Below are 23,697 nucleotides of genomic sequence, written 5' to 3'. Positions count from 1 at the left end.
CGCGGAGGCGCCCGCGCGCTGACTCGCTGCGTCGTCGCGGTATGTTTCGTGCTGTCGCGAAGTATATGCCGACGAAACATTCCGGAAAACTGCCTTCTCTTAGTGTCGCCGTCGAGGAGGCCACCAGTGAACGAAATCAACGCCTCGGACACCACCTGGCTCCTGGTCTCGTCGGCAATGGTTCTGCTGATGACGCCAGCGCTGGCCCTGTTTTACGGGGGCATGGTCCGAACGAAGAACACGCTCAGCACATTCATGCACAGCTTTTTCGCCATGGGGATCGTGACCCTGGCGTGGGTGACGCTCGGGTACTCGATGGCGTTCGCTGAATCCAAGGGCGGGTTCATTGGCGGCTTCGACTACGCGTTCCTGAACGGCGTTGGCACCGAGCCGCGCGCCGGGACGACGGTGCCTCACCTCCTGTTCATGGCGTTCCAGATGATGTTCGCCATCATCACGCCGGCGCTGATCTCGGGCGCCTATGCGGAGCGCATCAAGTTCTCGTCGTATGTGGTGTTCACGCTGCTCTGGTCGCTCCTTGTCTACAGCCCGATCTGCCACTGGGTCTGGAACCCGGGCGGGTGGCTCCTCGCGCGCGGCGCGCTCGACTTCGCCGGCGGCACCGTCGTTCACCTGGCCTCGGGCGCGAGCGCGCTCGTGATCGCGATCGCGATCGGCAAGCGCAAGGGGTACCCGACGCGCAAGATCGTGCCGCACAACCTCACCATGACGCTGCTCGGCGCCGGCCTCCTGTGGTTCGGCTGGTTCGGCTTCAACGGCGGCTCCTCGCTCGCCGCGAACGGGCTCGCCTCCGTGGCGTTCGTGAACACGCACATCGCCGCGGCGATCGCGGCGCTCGCGTGGGCCCTGATCGAGGCCGTGCGCTTCGGCAAGCCGTCGCTCCTCGGCGTGGCGTCGGGGCTCGTCGCGGGCCTCGTCGCCATCACCCCGGCGGCGGGCTTCGTCGGCCCGATGGCGTCTGTCGCGATCGGGCTCGCGGCGGGCGCTGTGTGTTACGGCGCCGTGATGCTGAAGGGCAAGCTGGGTTATGACGACAGCCTGGACGCGTTCGGCATCCACGGCGTCGGCGGGCTGCTCGGCGCGCTGCTCACCGGCGTGTTCGCCTCCAAGGTGTGGAACTCGGCCGGCCAGGACGGCCTCATCAAGGGCAACTCGGCGCTGCTCACCGAGCAGGCGATCGCGGCCGCGGTCGCGGCGGCTTACGCGGCGGTGGTCACCTTCGTGCTCGTGAAGGGGATCAGCGCGGTGATGGGCTTCCGGGTCGACGAGGAGACGGAAGACGAGGGCCTCGACGGCGTCCTCCACGGCGAGGAGGCCTACTCGCTCGGCGAGGGCGGCGCCCACGCCGCCGAGAGCGTGCCCCCGAGCCCCAGGCCGGCGGCGGCACCCGTCCTCGTGCGCGAGAGCGCCTGATCCAGCGCAGCAGAGGCTCGCTCGCGGAGGCCGCCTGGCGGGTGCCAGGCGGCCTTCGTCGTTTTGTCCCCTTGGCCCCCTGCCCTTCCTGGCAGGGAGCGGTCACCTGCACGTGAAGGCGGGCTCTGCGGTCTCCTCGCAGCCGTGCTCGCACGTGACCTTGGCGCACCCGCAGCGGCGCAGCCCTCCGCGGTCGCCGTCAGCGCGCCGACCGCAGTCCTCGCTCAACGTGCGGCACTCGTCCTGGCAGCGCTCCTTCTGGGCGGGCGACGGCGCGCAATCGACGACCGCCGCCCCGCCGGAGGAGCCCGCGCTGCTGCACAGCTCGACGGACGCGACCTGCTCCAGCAGCGGGATGATCCCCCCGATCATGCATTGAGCGTGCGGCTCACAGACGTGGTCCCGCAGCACCGCCAGCACGCGGACGCGCTGCCCGGCCAGCACGCGCCACTCGGGGCCGAGCCAGCGCTCGGCGTCCTCGATCGACAGGATTCTCCCGGCGATGAGGGGCTGCGAGCCCTTCGTCAGCGTCAGCGTACCGACCCAGCGCTCGCGCACCGGCGCGTCGCCAGGTCGCTCCCCCTCTGCCGGCGGAGACGCCGGCGGCGTGCCGGCGGGCGCGGCGCTCGCGGCGGTCGCCGGCGCAGCCGCCCGCGCCGTCGAGGCGACCCGCGCCGCCGGAGCCGTCGAGGAGGGCGCGCTCTCCGCGCAGCCCATCGCCCAGGCGCAGCACGCGCCGGCCAGCGCCCGGGGAAGCCATCGTCGCAATCCCGCCGAGACGGAGTGGAGCCGAGGGGAACGCACCGGGTTCATGGAAGGCACAGGACATTTTTACCATACGCCGGCGTGCCTGCGCGCCAGGGCGCGGCGGTCCGGCAGAGGGGGCCGCCCGCCGGCCGCTGCTTGGCGCCCGCGGCGCGCGGGATCGAGGACAGCAGCGCCTTCGCCCACCTGCTCCAGAGTAGCGGAACTTTTAGTACACGCAGAGGAGGCCGAAATTCAGGCCAAAACCGGCGATTTGCTCAGCCGGACGGGCTGAACTACGATCATCCTTTCCGACAGGTGAAACAAATGAAAGACGCAACCCCCAACGCCGCGATCCGGCGGACGCTCGGCTACCCGCGCGTCAGCACGAGGGAGCAGGAGATCGCAGGCGTCTCCCTGGACGCCCAGGCCGAGAAGATCGGCAACTACTGCCGGCTCCATTCGCTGCCGGAGCCGATCCTGTTCCCGGAAGTAGAGAGCGGCGGCGAGGAGAACGAGGCGAACCGGAAGAAGGTCGCCGCGCTCCTGGCGGACGTCCGCCGGGGGGACATGGTCATCGTGACGGACATCGACCGCTTCGGGCGCGACGTGGTCTTCATTGTCAAGAACGTTCGTCAGATCATGCGCAAGGGCGCCGTGTTCGTCGCCGTTGACAAGGGGTTCGATTCGCGATCGCCGATGGCGGAGGACACGCTCGCCAATTGGGCGGTCGGGGCGGAGCAGGAGCGCCGTCGGATCAAGGAGCGAACCGAAGGAGGGCGGAAGCACCTGCGCGCCCAAGGGTACTTCGTCGAAGGGCATCCGCCGTTCGGCTACGAACGCCAACCGAAGCCCAAAGGCACGAAGACGCCGCTCCCCCTCCGCGTGGTTCCGGAGCACGCCGCGGTGGTGCGTCGCATGTTCGCGCTCTGCCTTGAAGGCTATAGCGTATTCGCGACCGCTAAGCGGCTCCGTCAAGAGTACGGCAGCATCAAGGCGTTCGGGCGCGCCTGGGTTGTTACCGCGCTGCGCAACCGAACCTACACGGGCCGTGTCGCAAAGACCAGCGTGCGGCCGAGCGCCACGCGCGGCGTCGTGCAACTTCCGGCCGAGTGGATTCCTGCACATGAGGCGATCATCGACGATGAGACATTCAACAATGCTCAGCTTGCGTTGAGAGGCCGTCGCCGTGGGAGGAAGCCCCAGGCCGCGTCTGCGACAGCTAACCACTTGCTCCGTGGCATCTGCCGTTGCGCGGAATGCGGCGGCGGCGTTGCTGCCGTTCCGGTGGACTGCAAGAGCCGGCATAAGGTGGGTTATTATGTCTGTCGTGGTCACGTGGAGCAAAAAGAGAAGGGCGTGCGGTGCAAGTCCTCGGCATGGCTCCGCCAGCCCGACGCGGACGCCGCTGCGGGAGAGCAGTTCTTGGCGTTCGCTCGCTCGCTCCTCACCTCGCTTACTCGACCGCCGCGCCGGATCGAGAAGCCGGATTTTGCCGCCCAGCGCCGGGAGATCAAGATCGCGCGACAGCGAGTTGTTGAATTTGTTGCAAAGGGACTCTTCACGGTCGAGGACGTGAAGATGGAGTTGAATCGCCTTGATGACGCGCTTGCAGCAATCGAGGCGAAGGAAGCCGAGTTCAACGAGACGGTCGGCAACGACACTGTCGAGACTCGGAAGCACGCACATGCATATGTCCAGCAGATAGTCAATGAGTGGAGCGTTCTGCCGGTCGATGTTCAGCGAGCGCTGCTCCGCGCGTTCTCCTCGAAAGTGGAGGCCACGAAGGACAAGCAGATCAGGATCACGTGGCGCGATCCGTCAGGGATATCAGCGGCGCATGGGGGGCAAGAACTGCCAGCGCTTCGCCCTGCGCCGATCGCCGTTGCGCTCCCTGCCCCGGCACCCGTCGCCTCCTTCCCGCCGATCGTCGCTGCGCTTCCTGCGCCGTCCATGTCCGCGTGTGACTACCTCGGGTCGCCGGAACGTGCTCCGGCGTCCATCGAGCGTTAGCAGCATTGACCGCTCCGCCAGGCCGCGCGTCGGCCACCAGGCTGAGCGAGAGGACGGCGCGCGTGGTAGCGCGGGCCGCTGCCCTCCCAGGCGAAGCAGCCGCGGACGGGGCGCACGCGAGACGACGGATAACGAGACGCTGCTTCACCGGCGGATGCGCGCTTTGTCCCTGACGATGGTGCGCATGTCGTTTGTGCCGCTCGGCCGGACGGACGCGCCCGCGGCTGCGGACGCCCTGGCTCGAATAGACCTAGTGAGCACGTCCGGCATCGTCGATGTTAGCGCGAACCGCGGCGGGCTGCAGACGTACGAGCCTACGACAAAAACTGAACTGTTCCCGTCCGGCTGCGTGAAGCGGCATGTCGGACGCGACACGCGCGACAGCGGAGCGCCGAGGACGAAGGATGCACCTCCGGTGCGCTGTCAGCATGGCGAGGGCCGAGCCGGACAGGGGAATAAGGCGTACGGGGCATCGAATCCATTCTTGCGGGTAGTATGCTCTCCCTCTGACTGGCGAGAGAGGAAGCATGAAGCGGCACAAGGTCATCAAAGTGAAGCGTTTGAAGACGAACAATCCCGCCGAGAGGTCGAACCTTGGCATACCCGGAAAGATCGAGATCGTTCATAAGATAGACCTCAACCCAAAGAAGATGCTGAAGCGGCTGTTCGACTTCTGGATCTAACGTAGAGCGCCGGAACGCCGGAAGACATCTTGGCCGAGCCGGAGATCCTGGCGCTTCTACTTCAGGTTTTCCGTGCGGATTTTCCGTCCCACACGCGACGCGGCGGGGCATGCACACAGGAGCACGCGCCCCAGGCGGCAAGGATGGTGCGCAGGAAGACCCGGGCCGTATTGCTGGTCCACACTCAAGTCTGCCCCGAGGCGCACGAGCGGAACGATAGGACTTGACTGACCGGATTGGGGTCAGGCGCTCTCATCTCCCAGGTCGAGCACACACGCACGCCCGTTGGTCCTCGTCCACCTATGACGGGTCGACCTCGTCAAGGCACGCCCGGAGTCGCTCCGCCAACGTCCGCACGTGGGGCTCGAATATCATCGAGAAGTGTGTCCCAGGGACGTCGTGACTGATGACCGGGTGAGGCGAGCAGGCGCTCCACTCGTCGCGGAAGTCCGGGAGCAGGCTCGAACCGGACGTATACCATCCGGCATCGAGCGCGCGGAAGAACGTCATCCGGCAGGGGATTCGCGGCGCGTACGCTCGACCGGCGCTCACGTGCGCGTCGATATGCGCCATCAGCCGTTCGGGGGAGAGCTCAGGAGGCAGGACCCCGACGGCGAGGATGCGGTCGTGCGCATAGGCGAGCCGCTGCTCCGGCGGCAGCGCGTTGAGCTCGTCGAGTGAGAAGTCCACGCCCAGGCCCTTGGCCATCTCGATCAGGGCTGCGGGACCGTCCTCGGGCGCGCTGCGCTTCATGAAATCGGGGGGCGCCGTATCGAGGACGGCGAGGAGCGCGATCTGTTGACCGGCTTCTCGGAGCTGCCTCGCCATCTCGATGGCCACGAGCCCGCCGAACGAGAACCCTCCCAGCTGGTACGGACCTTCGGGCTGCACGGCGCGGATCGCCTCGATGTACCGGGTCGCCATCGCCTCGATGTCGTCGCAGGGCGGCTGGTCGTCGAGGAGCCCCTGCGCCTGGAGCCCGTAGAACGGGCGATCCTTGCCCATGTAGCGTGCCAGGGGGACGAACACCATGACCGTGCCCACCAGACCGTGCACGCAGAAGAAGGGGCGCCCCCGCTGGGCAGGCTGGATCGCGACCAGCGGTGACCATGGCTCCGGCTCCGCCTTGTCGCGCAGGAGCGCCGCCATGCTCCCGGCGGTCGGCGCCCGGAAGAGGACGTCGATGGGGAGCTTCCGGCCGCATCGCTGCTCGACGCGCCTCATCAGCGATACGGCCAGGAGCGAGTGGCCGCCGAGCGAGAAGAAGTCGTCGTGAATCCCGACCGGGGAGACGGCCAAGACCTCCTCCCAGATCCGCACCAGATCGAGCTCCAGCGCGTCCCGCGGCTCCGCCAGCGCCCCGTCCCGCTCCCCGCGAGTCCGGGGCGGCGGAGGCAACGAGAGCCGGTCGATCTTGTCGCTCGACGTCAGTGGCATGGCGTCGAGCCACACGAACGTGGACGGAACCATGTAGTCTGGCAGCTCGAGCTGCAGCGCCTTCCGCAGGTCGCTCGCCGTGCAGCTCCCCGAGGGATCGCGCAAGACTACGTAGGCGACGAGGCGCTTGTCGCCGGGCCGGTCTTCTCGCGCGAGGACGGCGGCCTCGCGCACCGCCGGGTGTCGCTGCAGCACGCTCTCAATCTCGCCGAGCTCGATCCGGTGGCCCCGGATCTTCACCTGATGATCGAGCCGGCCCTGGAATTCGAGGTTCCCGTCGGCGCGCCACCGGACCTTGTCGCCGGTGCGGTACATGCGGGCTCCGGGGCTGTTCGAGAACGGATCCGGCAGGAACCGCTCTGCCGTCAGATCAGGGCGGTTCAGGTAGCCGCGGGTCACCCCCAGGCCGCCCACGTACAGCTCGCCGGGAACACCGGTGGGCACGGGCTGGAGGCCACGCCCGAGCACGTAACACTGCATGTTCTGAACGGGGCGCCCGATCGGAGCCCGCTGGTCCGGCGCAACCTCGGGATCGATGGGGTACAGCGCGGCGCAGACCGTGGTCTCGGTGGGACCATAGGCGTTGATGACGCGGAGCCCGGGGACGCTCGCGGCAATGCGCGCGAGGGTCCGCTCCGAGAGGGGCTCCACGCCCACCATGATCCGGCGAAGGGACGTCGGTCCGCCGCCCGCGGCGAGGGCGTCGTGCAGGTGATCCACCATGAACGGCGGGATGTAGGCGCCTCGGATCTTCCTCTCGCCCAGCCAGGCGATGAAGGCGTCGGCGCGGACGCGAACGTCGTCCGGAGGGATGTCGATCGCGCCGCCCGTGAGGAGCGCCGAGAAGATCTCGTAAACCGAGGCGTCAAAGCACTGGCTCGACCAGAAGCTCGACGTGTCGCCAGGCATCAGCGCTTGCAGCCGCTGGAAATGATCGATGAGGTTCAGCACGCCCGCGTGATGGCAGGCAACGCCCTTGGGTAACCCCGTCGAGCCGGAGGTGTAAATCACGTAGGCCAGGTGATCCGGCCGCGCGCTCGGCGCCGGATTGACGTCCTCCTGAGAGGAGGTGGCCTCCAGGGCTTCGTCGACCACGATCCTGCGCGCGGGGTGCGGCGGCAGGGCCTCGGCGCAGGCCGCGCGCGTGACGATCGCGCGGACGTCGGCGTCGGCCAGCATGAACCTGAGCCGCTCGGCGGGGTAGCCGGGATCCATCGGCAAATAGGCCCCCCCGGCCTTCAGGATCCCGACCATCCCCACGAGCATCTCGGGTGAACGATCCATGCACAGACCGACCACGGTGTCGGGCTTCACCCCCGCGGCGCGCAGGCGGCGCGCGAGCCGGTTCGCCCTCGCGTTCAGCGCGCGGTACGAGAGGCGCTCCTCCTGGAATACCACCGCCGTCGCATCCGGCGTCCTCTCCGCCCACGCCTCGACGATCTCGTGGACGCACGCGCCCTCGCGGTAGCTCGCCCGCGTGTCGTTCCACGACACGAGCAACCGCTCGCGCTCGTCGGCCCCGAGCAGCGGGAGCTCCGATACCCGCTGTTCCGGCGCCCGCGCGATGCTCTCCAGCAAGGTCAGAAAATGCCCCTCCATCCGCGCGAGGGTGTCATCGTCGAAGAGATCCGTATTGTAATGGAAGGATCCGGAGAAGCGTCCGGCCGCCTCGGCCATCATCAGGGAGAGATCGACCTGCGCGCCGCGATCCGGCAGCGTCATGGCCGTCCCTTGCAACGTTCCGAACGTCAGGTTCGCGCCCTCCTCGCCAACGACCAGCGCGGCCACGTCCTCGGAGCGGTGCGACCGCTCCAGGACGAACATCGCCTGGAACACGGGGGATCGCGACGGATCCCGGGGTACGCCGAGCCGCTCCACGAGCAGCGAGAAGGGGTAGTCCTGGTGCTCGATGGCCCCGAGCACTTTCCTGTGCGTCCGCGCGAGCGCGGTCCTGAAATCGGGATCGTCGCTGAAATCGGCTCGCAGGACCACCGGGTTGACGAAATAGCCGACGACCGACTGAAAGGCCTCCTGGCTGCGGCCCGCGGCGGGCGAGCCGACGAGGATGTCGTCCTGCCCGGACCACCGACGGAGCAAGACCTGAAACGCGGAGAGGAGGACAGTGAACACGGTGGTCCCCTCGACGCGGCAGAGCTCCTTGAGCCGGACGCCGAGCGCCGGAGGCACCACGAACGAACGTGACGTGCCACGGTACGTTTGCGACCTGGGCCGAGGTCGATCCGCCGGCAGCTCCAGCGGCGAGAGCTCCCCGCGGAGCTCCTCCTTCCAGTACGCGAAGAGCCGCTCTCCCTCCGCGCTCTCCAGCATCGCCTGCTGCCAGCGCACGAAGTCCGCATAGGAGTGCTGGACCGGCGGCAAGTCCACGCGAGCCCCGGCCTCGTGCGCGACATAGAGCGTCGACAGCTCCTCCAGGAGGATGCTGAGCGACCAGAGATCCATCGCGATGTGGTGCGTGGTGACGAGCAGCACGTGATCGGACGGCGCGCGGGAGAAGATCTGCACGCGCATCACGGGGCCGCGCTCGAGGTCGATGGTGCGGTTGGCGAACGCGCCGACGCGGCCGGTGAGCTCCTCGTCGCGCCACGCGGAGGCGTCCATCACCTCGAAGAGCGCCTCGCCCCGCTCATCGACGTGCTGGACTACCTCGCCGTCGCGCGCGGCGTACGTCGTCCGGAGCACCGGGTGCCGCCGGACGACGTGCGCGACCGCCCGCCGGAGCGCGTCCACGTCGATCCTGGACCGGACGCGCACGGCCGTGCCGACGATGTACGCGGCGCTCTCCGGCGCGATCCGGTACAGGAACCACAGGGCGCGCTGGCCATGGGAGAGGGGGATCCCGGCGCGCTCGTCGGGCTGCGCATCGGCGGGCGGCGCAGCGGCCAGTGGCGGCATGGGCCCGTCGCCCACCTCGAGCCCCAGCCTGGACGCGAGGTGCTCGGCCACAGAGGCGAGATCCGGGTGGGTGAGCAACACGGTCGCCCCGATCGGGATGCCCAGGCTCGACGTCAGGCGGTTGCGCAGCTCGAGGCTCATCAGCGAGTCGGCGCCCAGGTCCCGCAGGGGGGAGCGCGGGGCGATCCTGGCGGGGTCCATGCGGAGCACGCGCGAGAGCTGCTCGGTCAGATGCTCCACGAGGAGGCGCATCCGCTCTCCCGCGGCGGCGCCCGCGAGCTGCTGCCGGAGGAGCCCGGCGCCGCCTTCGCTCCGGTCGGGCGCTCCCTCGTCCAGCTCGCACAGGAACGGCGTGCCGGCGAGCCGGGGGAAGAGCTCGGTCCATTGCCGCACGTCGATCCTCGCGATGCCGACCTCCGCCCGGGGATGCTCGAAGAGACGCGCGAGCGCCGCGAGGCCCTCGGCCGGCGACAGGCTCCGGGCGCCCCGCTGTTCGAGGCGCGCTCCCCGGTTCTCTTGCGCAGCCGCGAGGCCCACCTCCGAGAACGCGCCCCACTGGACGCTCATCGCGGGCAGGCCCATGCGCGCTCTCCAGCGCGACAGCGCGTCGAGGAAAGCATTCGCCGCCGTGTAATTGCCCTGGGCCGGCGAGCCGAAGAGCGAGGCCGCCGAGGAGTAGAGCACGAAGAAATCGAGGTCCTTGCCTGCCGTCAGCGCGTGCAGGTGGAGCGCGCCGAGGGCCTTCGGCGCGAAGACCTTCCGGAAGCTCTCCTCCGAGAGCTCGAGCAGGGTGTGATCGTCCAGCACCGCCGCCGCGTGCACGACGCCGCGGAGCGGTGGCATCCGCGCTTCGATGATGGAGAGGATCCGCTCGACCTCCTCCCGCCGGGACACGTCCGCCTGCAGGCACTCGACGCGCGCGCCCGCAGCTTCCATGGCGCCGAGCGCCGCGCGCGCCTCCTCCCGCGGCGCGCCACGCCCCACGAGCGCGAGGTGCCTCGCTCCCCGGTCGATCAGCCATTGCGCCAGCGAGAGCCCGAGCCCCCCGAGCCCACCCGTGATCAGGTAGCTCCCGTCCGGGCGGACGCCGATCGCGCGCGAGCGCTTCTGCTCCGCGGGCCGGAGCTCCGCGCCGGCGGGCCCCTCCGGCACGACACGGGCGTCCGGGTCCGTCATGGCGAGCGCGATCTTTCCGACATGCTTGGCCTGCGCCATGAAGCGGAACGCGTCCTCGGCCTCGGACGCCGCGAACACCCGGACCGGCAGCGGCGCGAAGCGCCCCGCCTCCACGTGCTCCATCACCTCCACGAGCAGCGACGCGAACAGCTCCGGCCGCTCCGCCGACATCCCCGCGAGGTCGATCGCGCTGTAGGACAGGCTCTTCCGGAAAGGCACGAGCCCGATGCGCGTGTTGTCGTAGATGTCCCGCTTGCCGATCTCCAGGAAGCGGCCGTAGGGCGCGAGCACCTCCAGGCTCTTCACGAGCGCCTCGCCGGAGAGCGAGTTCAGCACAAGATCGACGCCCCGCCCGCCGGTAGCGGCCAGGATCTCGTCCGCGAACGCGAGCGAGCGCGAGTCCATCACGCCCTCGAGGCCGAGGTCGCGGAGGTATGCGCGCTTTTCCTCGCTGCCCGCCGTCGCGAAGATCCGGAGCCCGAGCATCCGCGCGATCTGGATCGCGGCGAGCCCCGTCCCGCCCGCGCCCGCATGGATCAGGATGCTCTCGCCGCGGCGGGCCCTGCCCACGTGGTGGAGCGCATACCAGGCGGTCATGAACACCACCGGGAGCGTCGCCGCCTGCGCGAAGCTCAGCCCCGCCGGCTTCGGGGCCACGTAGGGCGCGGGCGTCGTGGCGTGTGAGGCGAACGCCGCGGGGGCAACGGCGACCACCTCCTGCCCGACCTCGAGCCCGGCCACGCCGTCGCCGACGGCCGTCACGCGTCCGGCGCACTCGCCCCCGAGCGGCACGGGGCCAGGCGGAACGCCGGGGCACGTGCCCATGGCCTTGAGCACGTCGAGGAAATTGAGGCCCGCGGCCTCGATCTCGATCTCCACCTCACCGGGCCCCGGCGGCCTCCGCCGCATGACGTGGAGCGCGAGACGCTCGAGCACGCCGGGCGACGGCGCCTCGAGGCGGAACGCCCGCCCGTCCGCGGGCTCGAGGCGGGGCTCCGCTTCAAGACCCTCGTCGGGCTCGAAGCGCCCGCGGACGATCCTCGCCACGTGACGCGCCGAGGAGCGCAGGGCGATCTGATCCTCACGGCCGCCGGCGGCGAGCTCTCGAAGGAGCAGCAGCGCCTCGCCGTCGTCGCGGCGAGGATCCAGATCGACGCGCGTGCAGCCGAGCTCCGGGTGCTCGAGCGCGATCGTGCGCCCGAGCCCCCAGATCGGCGCCTGCGAGACGCTCGCCACGTCATCCGCGGCGACCACCTGCGCCCCGCGCGTCACCAGGAACAGCCGGGGCGCGCCCTCCGGGCCCGCTTGCACGAGCGCCTGCGCGAGGTAGGCGGCGCTGACGGCCCCGCGGGTGAGGTCGCGCTGCACGCTCTCCGGCGTGGCCTGCTCGAAGGGGGCGGCGTCCAGGCTGAAGAGGTGCACGGCGCCCAGGCAGCGCTCCGCCTCGCCGAACGCGTCGCGGAGCAGTCGGGAAAGATCGCCCCTGCTCGACGGGTCGATCTCGTAGAGGTCAGGCTCGATCTTGCGGTAGGAGGAGCCCGCGAAGGCCGTGATGCACCGACGCCCGCCAACCGTCAGCCGCGCCCGCAGGGAGTGGCCCACGCCGCTCCGATCCGCGAGCAGAAGCCAGGCGCCGGCGCCCGGGAGGTCCACCGCCGGCAGGGGGTCCACGCGGCGCCACGCGAGCTCGAGCACGCACCCCTCGAGCGCGTCGGCGCGCGTCGGCGCCGGGAGCCGCCGGACACGAAAGCCCGTGATCTCTGCGATCACACTCCCTGCCTCGTCGCGGATCCACAGGTCGAAGACACGCTCGTCGGGGCCGGCCTCCGGGGCGGCGCGGAGCGCGCCCGCGACCCACGCCTCGCGCCCCGGGCGCCTGATGAGCCGGCACCGCCCGATCCCCACCGGCACGTAGGCCTCGCTCGCCGACGTCTCCGCGCCGGAGAAGAGCCCCCCGAGGACCTGGAAGCATGCGTCGAGCAACGCCGGGTGCGCGCTGTAGCCCGCGTCGTCGAGGTCGTCGGGCAAGCGCACCCGCCCCAGCACCTCGCCGTCGCCTGCCCAGAGCTCCAGGACCCCCTGGAACGCGGGGCCGTACTGGATGCCTGCAGCCTCGGCGCGGCGGTAATACGATGCCCGGGGCAAGCCCGGCGAGAGGCGCCGCTTCAGCTCGTCGATCGCCTCGCCGGTGTGCTCCGGCGCCTCCCGATGGCTGGCGCGCCGCACGCGCCCGGTCGCGTGCGTCTGCCACGGCCGTCCCGCTCCGGCCTGGCTCGCGATCTGGAACGACGCCAGCCCGGCGCCCTCGTCGGTCAAGACGGTCTGCACGATCGGCTCGCCGCCCTCCGGCAGCACGAGCATGCGCTCGACGACCATGGCCTCGATCGAGACGGTCGCCCCGACCCACGAGGGCGGCTCTCCCCCCGTCTCCCCGCGGAACAGCGCTGCGCCTGCCGCGAGCGCCATCTCCAGATAGGCGGCCGCCGGGAGCACCACCTCGTCCAGCACGCGGTGTTCCTCCAGATAGCCAGGCGCCTCGCGGCGCAGCGCCTGTTCCCAGAGGTGCGCGCCGGGCAGCGCCGACAGGCTCGTCGACGCCCCGAGCAGCGGGTGCGTCCGGCCTCCTCGTGCCGCTGCCTGCCGCAAGCGCGTGGCCTGCGCGGCGGGAGCGTCGAGCCAGTACGGCTCGCGCTGCCAGGGGTAGGTCGGCAGGAGCACGGTGCGGTTGACCTGCGGGGCGAGCGTCTTCCAGGGTACGGCGTATCCGTGCGCGTAGAGCGCCGCCTGCGCCTCCAGCAAGCACCGCCGCGCATCGGACTCCCGCCGGAGCGACGCGATCGCCGCGCCCTGCCGCCCGCTGCCGTGCAGGTGCTCCTCGACCGACGGCGTCAGGATGGGGTGCGGGCTCATCTCCAGGAACAGCGCGTGGCCGGCGTCGACGAGATCGCGGATCACGCGCGCGAACAGCACCGGCCGGCGCAGGTTGTCGGCCCAGTACGAGGCGCCGAGCTCGTCGCCTCGCGCCGGCGCCCCGGTCACCGTCGACCGCATCGGGAGAGAGGCGGCCCTCGGCGCCACCTGACGCAGGGCGGCCACGAGCTCCTCGCGCAGCGGATCCATCTGCGGGCTGTGCGACGCGACGTCCACCTTCACCCGCCGGCAGAAGACCTTCTTCCGCTCCAGCCTGGCGAGGAGCTCGTCCATCGCCGCCGGCTCGCCTGCGATCACCGTCGAGCGAGGGCCGTTGCTCACGGCGATGCTCAGCCGATCCTCGTAGCCGCGGAGCTCGGCCTCGGCCTCCTCCATCGACAGCTCGCACATGGCCATGGCCCCCTGCCCGCTGACGCGGCGGAGCAGCCGGCTGCGCCGGCAGATGACGGCCGCGGCGTCCTCCAGCGACAGCGCGCCCGCCACGTGGGCCGCCGCCACCTCGCCCATGCTGTGGCCCACCACGGCGTCGGGCTCGACGCCCCACGCCCGCCACAGCGCCGCGAGCGCCACCTCGATCGCGAACAGCACCGGCTGCACCACGTCGATCGCCTCGAGCCGCCGCGCACTGTCCTCGGCCGCCAGCACCTCGATCACCGAGAAGCCGGCCTCGCGCCGGATCGCCTGGTCGCACGCCTCGAGCGCCAGACGGAACGCGGGCTCCTCCGCGAAGAGCTGGCGGCCCATGCCCGCCCATTGCGAGCCCTGACCGGGGAAGACGAACACCACCTTCGGCGGCAGGCCCGACGCGCGGCCCCGCGCGACGCCCGCCGGCGCCTCGCCCCGGAGGTACGACGCGAGCGCCGCCGCCATCTCCTCGCTGGAAGACCCCACCACGGCGAGCCGGTGCTCGAGGTGGCTCCGCCGCGTGCTCGCCGTGAACGCCACGCCGTGGAGCCGCGCGCCGTCCGAGAGCAGGAGGTCCCGGTACGCCCGCGCGAGCGCGTCGAGCGCCTCCGGGCTCCTCGCGGACATCGGCAGCAGCGCGCTCGACGCCTCCGCCGCCTCGATCGCCTCGACCGGCTCGCCCTCACCCCGCGGCGCCTCTTCCAGCACGACGTGCGCGTTCGTCCCGCTCAGCCCGAACGAGCTCACGCCCGCGACACGCGGCTTCGCGCCCGGCCACGCCTCGCGCCCGGTCGGGATGGAGAAGGGCGTCCCGTCGAGCGAGATGCGCGGGTTGAGCGCCTCGAAATGAAGGTTCGGTGGGATCGCGGCGCGCTGGAGGCACAGGACGGCCTTGATCAGGCCCGCCACGCCCGCCGCCGCCTCCAGGTGCCCGATGTTGGTCTTCAAGGCCCCGAGCATGCAGCGCGATCCGTCCGCCCGCGGCTTGCCCAGCACCGCCCGGAGCGCCTCGATCTCGATCGGATCCCCGAGCGGCGTGCCGGTCCCGTGCGTCTCGACGTACCCGACGTCCTCCGGCGCGACGCGGGCGTCCTCCAGCGCTTGCCGCAGCAGGGCCTGCTGCGAGAGCACGTTCGGCGTCGTCAGCCCGGTCGACCGGCCGTCCTGGTTCACCGCGGATCCGCGGATCACGGCCTGGATCGGATCGCCGTCGCGCACGGCGTCGGAGAGGCGCTTGAGCACGACGATCCCGCACCCCTCTCCCCGCACGTAGCCGCTCGCACCCGCGTCGAAGCTCCGGCACCGCCCGTCGGGCGAGAGCGCCCCGAGCTTGGCCGTGGCGCGCGCCGACGAGGGCGACAGCATGAGGCTCACCCCGCCAGCGAGCGCGAGCGAGCTCTCGCCGCTCCGCAGGCTCCGGCAGGCGAGGTGCACGGCGACCAGCGAGGACGAGCAGGCGGTGTCCACCACCAGGCTCGGTCCCATGAAACCGAGCGTGTACGAGAGCCGGCCGGCCGGGAAGCAATGGCCATTGCCGGTCGCCAGGTAGAGGTCCTGCCCTACCGGATCGGCCGTGAGGGAGAGCTCGGCGTAGTCGGTGCTCATGATCCCGAGGAACACGCCGGCGCGGCTCCCAGCGAGGCGGTCCGCCGCTTGCCCGGCGCGCTCGAGGGCCTCCCACGCCACCTCGAGGAGCAGGCGCTGCTGAGGATCCATGGCGCTCGCCTCCCTGGGCGAGATCCCGAAGAAGGCCGCGTCGAAGAGCCGGAGGTCCTCCTTCAGGAACGCGCCCCAGCGGGTGGCCCGCGCGGCGGGATCCGCCGGATCGCGGCCCGGAATGCCCGGCGCGAAGCGGTCGCCGGGCACCTCGGTGACGGCATCGACGCCGTCCTCGAGCAGGCGGAAGAACGCCTCCGGCGAGCTCGCCCCGCCCGGGAAGCGGCACGCCATCCCGACGATCGCGATGGGCTCCGCCTTCGCGCGCTCGAGGTCGTCGATCACGGCCCGCGCCTTCCGGAGCGCGAGGAGGGCGCGCTGGAGCGGCGAGAGCTCCGCCGCGGGCGCAGCGCCGTTGCCCTCTCCCCCTGGAGCGTACTCGGTGGATGTCGCAGGTCGCACGCCGATCATGTCAGGTAGTCCTCCAGTGCCGCGAGCTCCGCCTCGACGGCGACCGCCGCCTCGTGCTCCGTCATGTCTCCGATCACCTCTTCCGCGCGCCGCGCGCCGTTCTCTCGCGCTGGCTCCGCCGCGGGTCTCGCCTGCTGCCCCGGCTCCGCGGCGTCGATCTCCGCCAGGAGGTGGCGCGCGAGCGACGCCACGGTCGGGTAGGTGAACAGCGTCGCCGCCGGCAGCCGCAGGGAGAGGCTGTCCTCCAGCCGGTTGCGGACCTCGAGGCTGATCAGCGAGTCCACGCCGAAGCTCTGCAGGGGCGCTCCGGGATCGAGCCTCGAGGGATCGACGCGCAGCACGTCCGCCACCTGCTCGACGAGGTGCCGCACCAGGATCCGCTCCCTCGCCGCGGGGGCTGCCGCCTCCAGCAGCCGCCGCGCCTCGGCCCGGGTCGCGCGCGGGGCGCCCGCCTCCTCGCGGAGCGCCGCGAAGAACGGGAGCACCGCCGCCCGCGGGTAGAACTCGAGCCACTGCCGCGCGTCGAAGCGCGCGACGCCGATCTCCGGCCGGGGGTGCTCGAACAGCCGCGCGAGCACCTCGAGGCCCTCCGCCGGGGTGAAGCTCCTCCCGCCTCGGGCCTCGAGCCGCTGGCCCCGGACATCCGCTGCCGCGGCCATGCCCACCTCCGCGAACGGCCCCCACTGGATGCTCATCGACGGGTGCCCGGCCCGGTCGCGGAACCGCGCGAGAGCATCGAGGAAAGCGTTCGCTGCCGTGTAGTTGCCCTGACCCGGCGATCCGAAGAGCGCCGCGGCGGACGAGTACACGAGGAAGAAAGCGAGCGCCTCGCTCTGCGTCGCCCGGTGCAGGTGGAGCGCCCCGAGCGCCTTGGGGGCGAGCACCGTCCTGAAGCTCTCTGCGGAGAGCTCGAGCAGGGTGTGATCGTCCAGCACCCCCGCCGCGTGCACGACGCCGCGGAGCGGCGGTCCGTCCAGCCGCAGGTGCGCGATGAGCCGCTCGACGTCCTCTCGCCGGGACACGTCGGCCTGCGCCACGAGCACGCGCGCGCCGGCCGCCTCCATCGCCCCAATGGCCTCGCGGGCGCGCTCATCGGGGCCGCGGCGCCCCACGAGTACGAGGTGCCTCGCGCCGCGCTCGACCATCCAGCGCCCGAGCGCGAGGCCGAGCCCGCCGAGCCCGCCCGTGATCAGGTACCGGTCCTCTGCGTGCAGCGAATAGGGGCCCCGCGCCCCCGCCGCGATGTGCCCGCGCGCGATCCGCGCGACGAGCCGGTCGCCTCCCCGCAGCGCGATCTGGTCCTCGCGGTCCCGCGCGACGAACTCGCGGAGCAGGAGCTCGGCGTCGCCGGCCCCCGCGGCAGGATCCAGGTCGATCCGCGTGCATCGGAGCTCCGGATGCTCCAGCGCGATGGTCCGCCCGAGGCCCCAGAGCGGCGCCTGAGAGACCGCGGGGCCGTCGTCGCCCGCCGTGGACTGCGCGCCCCGGGTGACCAGGACGAGCCGCGGCGTGTCCCGCCATCCCTGCCGCAGCAGCGCCTGCGCGAGGTAGGCGGCGCTGAGGGCCCCGCGCGCGAGATCCTCCTCGACGCCCTCCGGCGTGGCCTGCTCGAACGGCACGGCGTCCAGGCTGAAGAGGTGCACCGCGCCGAGGCAGGGCCCGCGCTCGCCGAGCGCGTCGCGGACCAGCCGGCCGTAGTCCTCTCGGCTCCGGAGATCGATCCGGTAGAGATCCGGCGCGATCTGCGCGTAGTGCGTGTCCGCCACGACCTGGACGCAGCGCTGCCCACGGGCCGCGAGCAGCGCGCGCAGGGACTCCCCCACGCCGCCTCGATCCGAGAGGACGAGCCACACGCCCTCGCGCGCAAGGCCCGCACGATCGTCCTCGGGCGAGGGATCTGCTTGCTTCCACACCACCTCGAAGAGGTGCTCGCCGAGGCCGTCGCGTGCTCGCCGCGCTCCCTCGATCCGGCGCAGGCGCAGCCCATCGAGCTCGACCAAGAGCGCGCCGTCCTCATCCATCAACCGGAGATCGACGGCACGCTCGCGCTCGTCCGTGCCCTGATCGGCGGATATCGCCGCGAGCACCCACACCTCACGCCCCGGCCATCGATGCACGTGCAGCGCCGCGATCGCCACCGGCACGTAGGGAGCTTCCGCCGCGCCCTCGCCCGCGGCCGCGGAGAGGCCGGCCGACACCTGCAAACACGCGTCCAGGAGCGCCGGATGCAGCCTGTGGCCGCCAAACTCGATCGGCTCGGGAAGGCGCACGCGCCCGAGCGCCTGGCCTTCGCCCCACGCGAGCTCGACGACGCCCTGGAACGCAGGCCCGTAATCGAGCCCGAACGCCTGCAGGCGCTCGTAGTGCTCCGCCCCCGAGCGCGTGGCCCTGAGCCGCGCACGCAGCGCTGCTGGACGCTCCGCCACGGGCCGGGGCTGCGCGTCGCCCTGGATCGCTCGCACCTTCCCCGCCGCGTGCCGCTGCCAGCCTGCTTCGCCGCCGGCACGGCTCGCGATCTGAAAGGTCGCCGCCGAATCGCCGCCGTCGGTGACGATCGTCTGGATGATCCGCTCACCGTCCGCCGCGAGGGAGAGCATGCTCTCGAGGGTCATGCCCTCGATCGAGAGCATGGCCCCGGTGAAGAGCTCGGCTCCCGCCGCGAGCGCGATCTCCACGAATCCGGCCGCAGGGAGCACCACCTCTCCCCCCACGCGGTGATCCGCCAGGTACGCAGGCGTATCGCTCCGCAACGTCTGCTCCCAAAGGTGCACGCCGGGAAGCGCCGACAGGCGCATGGCCGTCCCGAGCAGAGGATGCGACGACCCGTCGCGCGCCGGCGCCGACTGCCGCGGAGGCCGGGCGGGCGCCTCGATCCAGTACCGCTCGCGCTGCCAGGGATAATTCGGCAGCGGGACGACCCGTCCGCCCTCCGGGTGAAGCTTCTGCCACGGGACGGCGTAGCCATGCGCGTACAGCGCGCCGACCGCCATCAGCGCGCACCGGCGCTCTTCCTTGCGACGCCGCAGCGTCGTCACGACGCGCCTCGCGCCCCCGTGGTCCTCGAGGCATTGCTCGACGTCGAGCGACAGGACGGGGTGCGGCCCCACCTCCACGAACAGCGGATGCGCTGGCGTCCATGCCGCGCCGACGGCCTGCGCGAAGCGCACCGTCTGGACGATGTTCCTTCCCCAGTAGCCGGCGTCGAGCTCCTCACCCGAGATCGGCGCCCCCGTGACGGTGCTGATCATCGGGAGCCTCGCGCGCCGCGGCGCGAGCGGGCCGATCCTCGCGACGAGCTCGTCGCCCAGCGAATCCATCTGGGGGCTATGGAAGGCATAGTTGACCGGCAGCTCCCGGCACGCGACCCCCTGCGCCGCGAGTCGCTCCACCACCTGATCGAGCGCGGCCGCGTCTCCCGAGAGCACCACGCGCCGGGGGGCGTTCACCGCCGCGACGCCCACCCGTTGCTCGTGCCCCTGAATGGCGGCCCTCGCCTCGTCCTCGGTCAGCGCGACCGAGACCATCTTCCCCTGCCCAGTCGCCCGCTGCATGATCCGGGCACGCAGCGCCACGAGGCGCGCGGCCTCGTCGAGCTCCAGGATCCCGGCGACATGGGCCGCCGCGATCTCGCCGACGCTGTGCCCGATCACAGCCTCCGGCGCGATGCCCCACGACCCGAGGAGCGCGGCCAGCGCCACCTCGATCGCGAACAGCGCCGGCTGCGCCACCTCCGTCTCGCCGAGCCGCGAGCGCTCCTCGGGCTCGGCCATGGCCTCGATCACTGAAAAGCCGGCGTGGGGCCGGAGCGCGGCGTCGCACGCCTCGAGCGCGCCGCGGAACGCGGGCTCCTCGGCGAAGAGCTGCCGGCCCATGCCCGCCCATTGCGAGCCCTGCCCGGGGAACACGAACACCACCCGCGGCGGCGCCTGCAGCGCCTTGCCTTCGAGCACGCCTGCAGGGCGCTCGCCGCGCGCGAAGGCGTCCAGCGCCGCCGCCAGCTCCTCGCGGCCCGCCCCCAGGACCGAGAGGCGGTGCTCGTGATGGCTCCGCCGCGCGCCCGCCGTGAAAACCAGGTCGCGCACGCGTGCGTCCGGCGCCGACAGGAGCGCCCCCCACGAGCTCGCCAGCGCCACCAGCGCCTCCGGGCTCCTCGCCGAGAGCGGCAGCAGGTAGCTCGACGGCCCGGTCGCGGGAGCCTCCGTCCGCTCTCGCCGCGGCGCCTCCTCGAGCACGACGTGCGCGTTGGTCCCGCTGAACCCGAACGAGCTGACCCCGGCGATCCGGGGCCTCCCGTTCGCCGCCCAGGGGACCGCCTCCGACACCACCTGGACCGGCAGCTCCGACCAGGGGATGTGCGGGCTCGGCTCGGTGAAATGCAGGCTCCGCGGGATCCACCCGCGCTGCATGGCGAGCACGGTCTTGATGACGCCGGCCACGCCGGCCGCTGCCTGCGTATGTCCGAAATTGGATTTCACCGAGCCGATCCGCACCGGTTCCTCGGGCTTCCGCCCCTCGCGGAGCGCGGCCCCGAGCGCCTGGACCTCGATCGGATCCCCGAGCGGCGTCCCTGTCCCGTGCGCCTCCACGTACTGGATCGACGCCGGGCTCACGCCGGCCTGGGTGAGGGCCTGACGGATCACCGCCTCCTGCGATGGACCGTTCGGCGCCGTCAGGCCCTGGCTCCGGCCATCCTGATTGACGGCCGAGCCACGGATCACGGCCAGGATCGGATCGCCGTCGCGCTCCGCGTCCGACAGGCGCTTCAGCACGACCATGCCGCAGCCCTCACTCCAGGCGACGCCGTCGGCCGAGGTGTCGAAGCTCTTGCACCGGCCGTCGCGGGCGAGGCCGCGCAGGCGGCTGAACTCCACGTGCGCCGCGGGCGTGAGCATCAGCGCCACGCCCCCGGCCAGCGCCATGGTGCACTCGCCCGAGCGCAGGCTCTGGCACGCCAGGTGAATCGTCGTGAGCGACGACGAGCACGCCGTGTCCACCGTGAGGCTCGGGCCCTTGAGGCCGAGCCAGTACGAGATGCGACCCGACGCGATGCTCCCCGAGCTCCCGGTCCCCACGTAGCCGTCGAGCGCCTCGGGCGCGCCGGCCGCCAGCGTCGCGTACTCGTGGTACATAAGCCCGACGAACACGCCGGTGTCGCTATCCATCAGCTGCTCGGGCACGAGCCCCGCGCTCTCGAGCGCCTCCCAGCTCGTCTCGAGGAGCAGTCGCTGCTGCGGATCCATCTTCCTGGCCTCCCTCGGCGAGATGCCGAAGAACGCCGGATCGAACAGGTCGATGTCGTCGAGAAAGCCGCCGTGGCGGGTGATCATCTTGCCGGGCGCGTCCGGATCCGGGTCGTACAGCGCGTCGATGTCCCAGCGCTGCTTCGGCACCTCGCGGATGGCGTCCACGCCGTCCGCGAGCAGCTTCCAGAAGCTCTCGGCGTCACGCACGCCGCCTGGATAGCGGCAGCCGAATCCGACGATCGCGATGGGCTCTGTGGCGGCCGCCGCGCGCGGCGCGGGAGCGCGGGCGTCGCTCGGCGCCTCCTCGACCCGCACCTTCTCGAGCAGGTGGCGGGAGAGAGCGCGCACGGTCGGGTGATCGAAGGCCAGCGTCGCGGACAGCGCCCCGCCGATCTGCCTGGACAGCGCGCCGCGGAGCTCCAGCGCCATCAACGAGTCCAGCCCGAGCTCCTGGAGCGGCCGGTCTTCCGGTACGTCGTCGCTCGACGGCAGCGACAGCACCTTCGCGATCTCCGCCCGCACCATGCCCTCGACCTCCGCGCGGCGTGCCGCGGCGTCGAGCCGGAGCAGCCGCGCCGCGAGCCCCGTCGCGCCGGCCTTAAGGCTCCCAGCCTTCGGCGCGAGGAGCTCCCGCCACAGCGGCGGGAGCTCGGCGCCGAACGACCGCTGCGCGGCGGCGAGGTCGATGGGCATCAGGAGGAGCTCGGCCTCGGGGCGCAGGAGCGCATGGCCGAGGAGCGAGCGCCCGCGCAGGGGCTCGATCAGGCTCACCCCCATGCGGGCGAGGCGCGCCCGCGCCGCGGGGGAGAGGCCCGCCGCCATCCCGTCGCCCTTCCAGGGACCCCAGTGCAGGCTGTGGGCCGGCAGCCCCTCGGCGCGGCGGAGGTGCGCGAGCGCGTCGAGGAACGCGTTCGCGGCGGCATAATTGGCCTGGCCCGCGTTGCCGAGCAACGACGTGGCCGACGAGAAGAGCACGAAATAGTCCAGCGCCGCGCCCCTGGTCGCCTCATGGAGGCCCCACGCGCCCCGGATCTTCGGCGCCATGACGCGCTCGAAGCGCGCCGCGGTCTGCTCGGCGAGCACCCCGTCGTCGAGCACCCCCGCCGCATGGACGACCCCGCGAAGCGGCCATTCCGCGGGCACGACGTCGAGGAGCGCCCGCAGCGCCGAGGGATCCGCGACGTCCGCCTGGGCGACCGTCACCCGCGCCCCCTCATCGCGCAGCCGCTCGATCGTCGCGAGGGCGTCTTCGGACGGCGCCCGTCGACCGACAAGCAAGAGGTGCTGCACGCGATGCTGCTCCCAGAGCCATCGCGCCACCTCGAGGCCCAGAGCCCCCAGCCCGCCCGTGACCAGCGCGGTGCCGTCCGGCCTCACCGGCGTCCGGTCGCGCTCGCCCTGGCCCGGCGGCGCCTCGATCAGCCGCGGGACGTACCGGCGGCCGCGCCGCCATGCCACCTGCGCTTCGCCGTCCGCGCGGGACAGCTCTGCCCAGACCGCGGCGACCGGGTCCTCGGCATCGGGATCGAGGTCGACCAGCGCGGCGTCGAGCTCCGGGTGCTCCTGCATGATCACGCGACCGACCCCCCAGAGCGGCGCCTGGGACAGCGCCGGCCGCTCGCCCGCGCCCGCCGCCTGCGCCCCCGCGGTCACCCAGACCAGCCGGAGCGGCGACGCGCGCCTCGCGAGCGTCTGCACGATGCGCAGCCCCGCGATCGATGCGCGCTCGGCGTGCGCCGCCGGAGGGGTGGCCCCCTCGTCCGCCCCCGGCTCGAGCGCCGCCTCGAACCATAGACAGACCACCCCCTGCAAGGGCTCGGCGCCCAGCGCGCCGAGCGCCTCCTCCAGACGGCCTGCGTCCTCGCCCAGCGCGACGGTCAGGCAACTCGCCCCCGCAGCGCCGAGCCCGGCCGCGAGCTCTTGCGCCGCCGGCGAGCCGCGGCTCACGAGGATCCAGCGCCCCGAGGGCGGGGCCTCCTCGCGCGCGAGCGGCTTGTCTTGCCAGCGAAGCGCGAGCAGGCCCGCGCGATCCGCCGCGTCCGCTCCGGCATCGCGCAGCGCTGCCGCGCCGGCGCGCTTCAGCTGCAGGTTCGATACCCGCGCCACGAGCTGCCCCGCGTCATCGACCAGAGTCAAGGTGGCGTTGATCGTCTCCGCGCCCGGCGCGGGCGCGCCCTCGATACGGGCGTGCACCCACGCCTCGGTCACGCCTGACGCGCCGGCCAGGACCTCGCCGAACTCGAACGGCAGGTAGGTGTCCGCCGCCGGCATGTCCACGATCGCCGCGAGCGCGTGCAGCGCCGCATCCAGCAGCGCGGGGTGCAGTCCGTACGCCTCCGCGCCGTCCCTCGCGGACTCCGGCAGCGCGACCCGCGCGAACGCCTCCCGATCGCCGCGGCGGAGCTCGGCCATCCCGCGGAACGCGGGGCCATAGGCGAGCCCGGTCGCCGAGAAGCGCTCGTAGATCCCGTCCACGTCCAGGCTCGTCCGGCAGCGCTCGCGCGCCGCGCCGATGTCCAGCGCCGTCGGCAGCTCGGCGGCCTCGATGGGCGACACGTGCCCGCGCGCGTGCGCCGTCCAGGGATCGTCGG

General features: G+C 72.0%; 6 protein-coding genes (1 of these 6 cut by a window edge). 3 read left to right on the top strand and 3 right to left on the bottom strand.

The window, feature by feature from the left end; genetic code table 11:
* Positions 1–126 precede the first annotated feature (126 nt).
* Complete coding sequence (locus WMF39_RS13040) at positions 127–1,434, top strand: ammonium transporter (protein WP_437745847.1); 1,308 nt, start codon at positions 127–129, stop codon at positions 1,432–1,434.
* Positions 1,435–1,536: 102 nt separating this feature from the next.
* Here WMF39_RS13040 and WMF39_RS13035 read toward each other — a convergent pair whose 3' ends face one another.
* The gene (locus WMF39_RS13035) at positions 1,537–2,202 is read right to left on the bottom strand and encodes a hypothetical protein (RefSeq protein WP_437745846.1); all 666 of its coding nucleotides are present in this window, start codon (positions 2,200–2,202) and stop codon (positions 1,537–1,539) included.
* 303 nt (positions 2,203–2,505) lie between these two features.
* On the opposite strand from WMF39_RS13035, the gene WMF39_RS13030 reads away from it, so the two are divergent.
* Both WMF39_RS13030 and WMF39_RS13025 read left to right on the top strand, forming a co-directional pair.
* Positions 2,506–4,191, top strand: coding sequence for a recombinase family protein (locus WMF39_RS13030; RefSeq protein WP_437745845.1), 1,686 nt, complete (start codon positions 2,506–2,508; stop codon positions 4,189–4,191).
* 527 nt (positions 4,192–4,718) lie between these two features.
* The gene (locus WMF39_RS13025; protein ID WP_437745844.1) at positions 4,719–4,874 is read left to right on the top strand and encodes a hypothetical protein; all 156 of its coding nucleotides are present in this window, start codon (positions 4,719–4,721) and stop codon (positions 4,872–4,874) included.
* 300 nt (positions 4,875–5,174) lie between these two features.
* On the opposite strand, the gene WMF39_RS13020 is transcribed toward WMF39_RS13025, so the two are convergent.
* Entirely contained in the window at positions 5,175–15,863 is a 10,689-nt protein-coding gene (locus tag WMF39_RS13020; RefSeq protein ID WP_437745843.1) for an amino acid adenylation domain-containing protein, read from the bottom strand.
* Positions 15,860–23,697: the 3' portion of an SDR family NAD(P)-dependent oxidoreductase gene (locus WMF39_RS13015; protein WP_437745842.1), read on the bottom strand. It continues 13,786 nt past the right edge of the window; the window shows 7,838 of its 21,624 coding nt (coding positions 13,787–21,624); its start codon lies beyond the right edge, outside the window; its stop codon occupies positions 15,860–15,862. Before WMF39_RS13015 ends, WMF39_RS13020 begins: the two co-directional genes overlap by 4 nt.

Origin of the sequence: Sorangium sp. So ce1504 (assembly GCF_051521635.1) — a bacterium.
GTDB lineage: Bacteria > Myxococcota_A > Polyangia > Polyangiales > Polyangiaceae > Sorangium > Sorangium cellulosum_B.
The sequence above is the reverse complement of the archived record's forward strand: the minus strand, read 5'-3'. Positions and strand labels throughout refer to the sequence as shown.

What these genes read in the sequence shown, in the direction of transcription:
- WMF39_RS13030 (WP_437745845.1), top strand. Translation starts at nt 2,506, where the DNA reads ATGAAAGACGCAACCCCCAACGCCGCGATCCGGCGGACGCTCGGCTAC.
- WMF39_RS13025 (WP_437745844.1), top strand. Translation starts at nt 4,719, where the DNA reads ATGAAGCGGCACAAGGTCATCAAAGTGAAGCGTTTGAAGACGAACAAT.
- WMF39_RS13020 (WP_437745843.1), bottom strand. Translation starts at nt 15,863, where the DNA reads ATGATCGGCGTGCGACCTGCGACATCCACCGAGTACGCTCCAGGGGGA.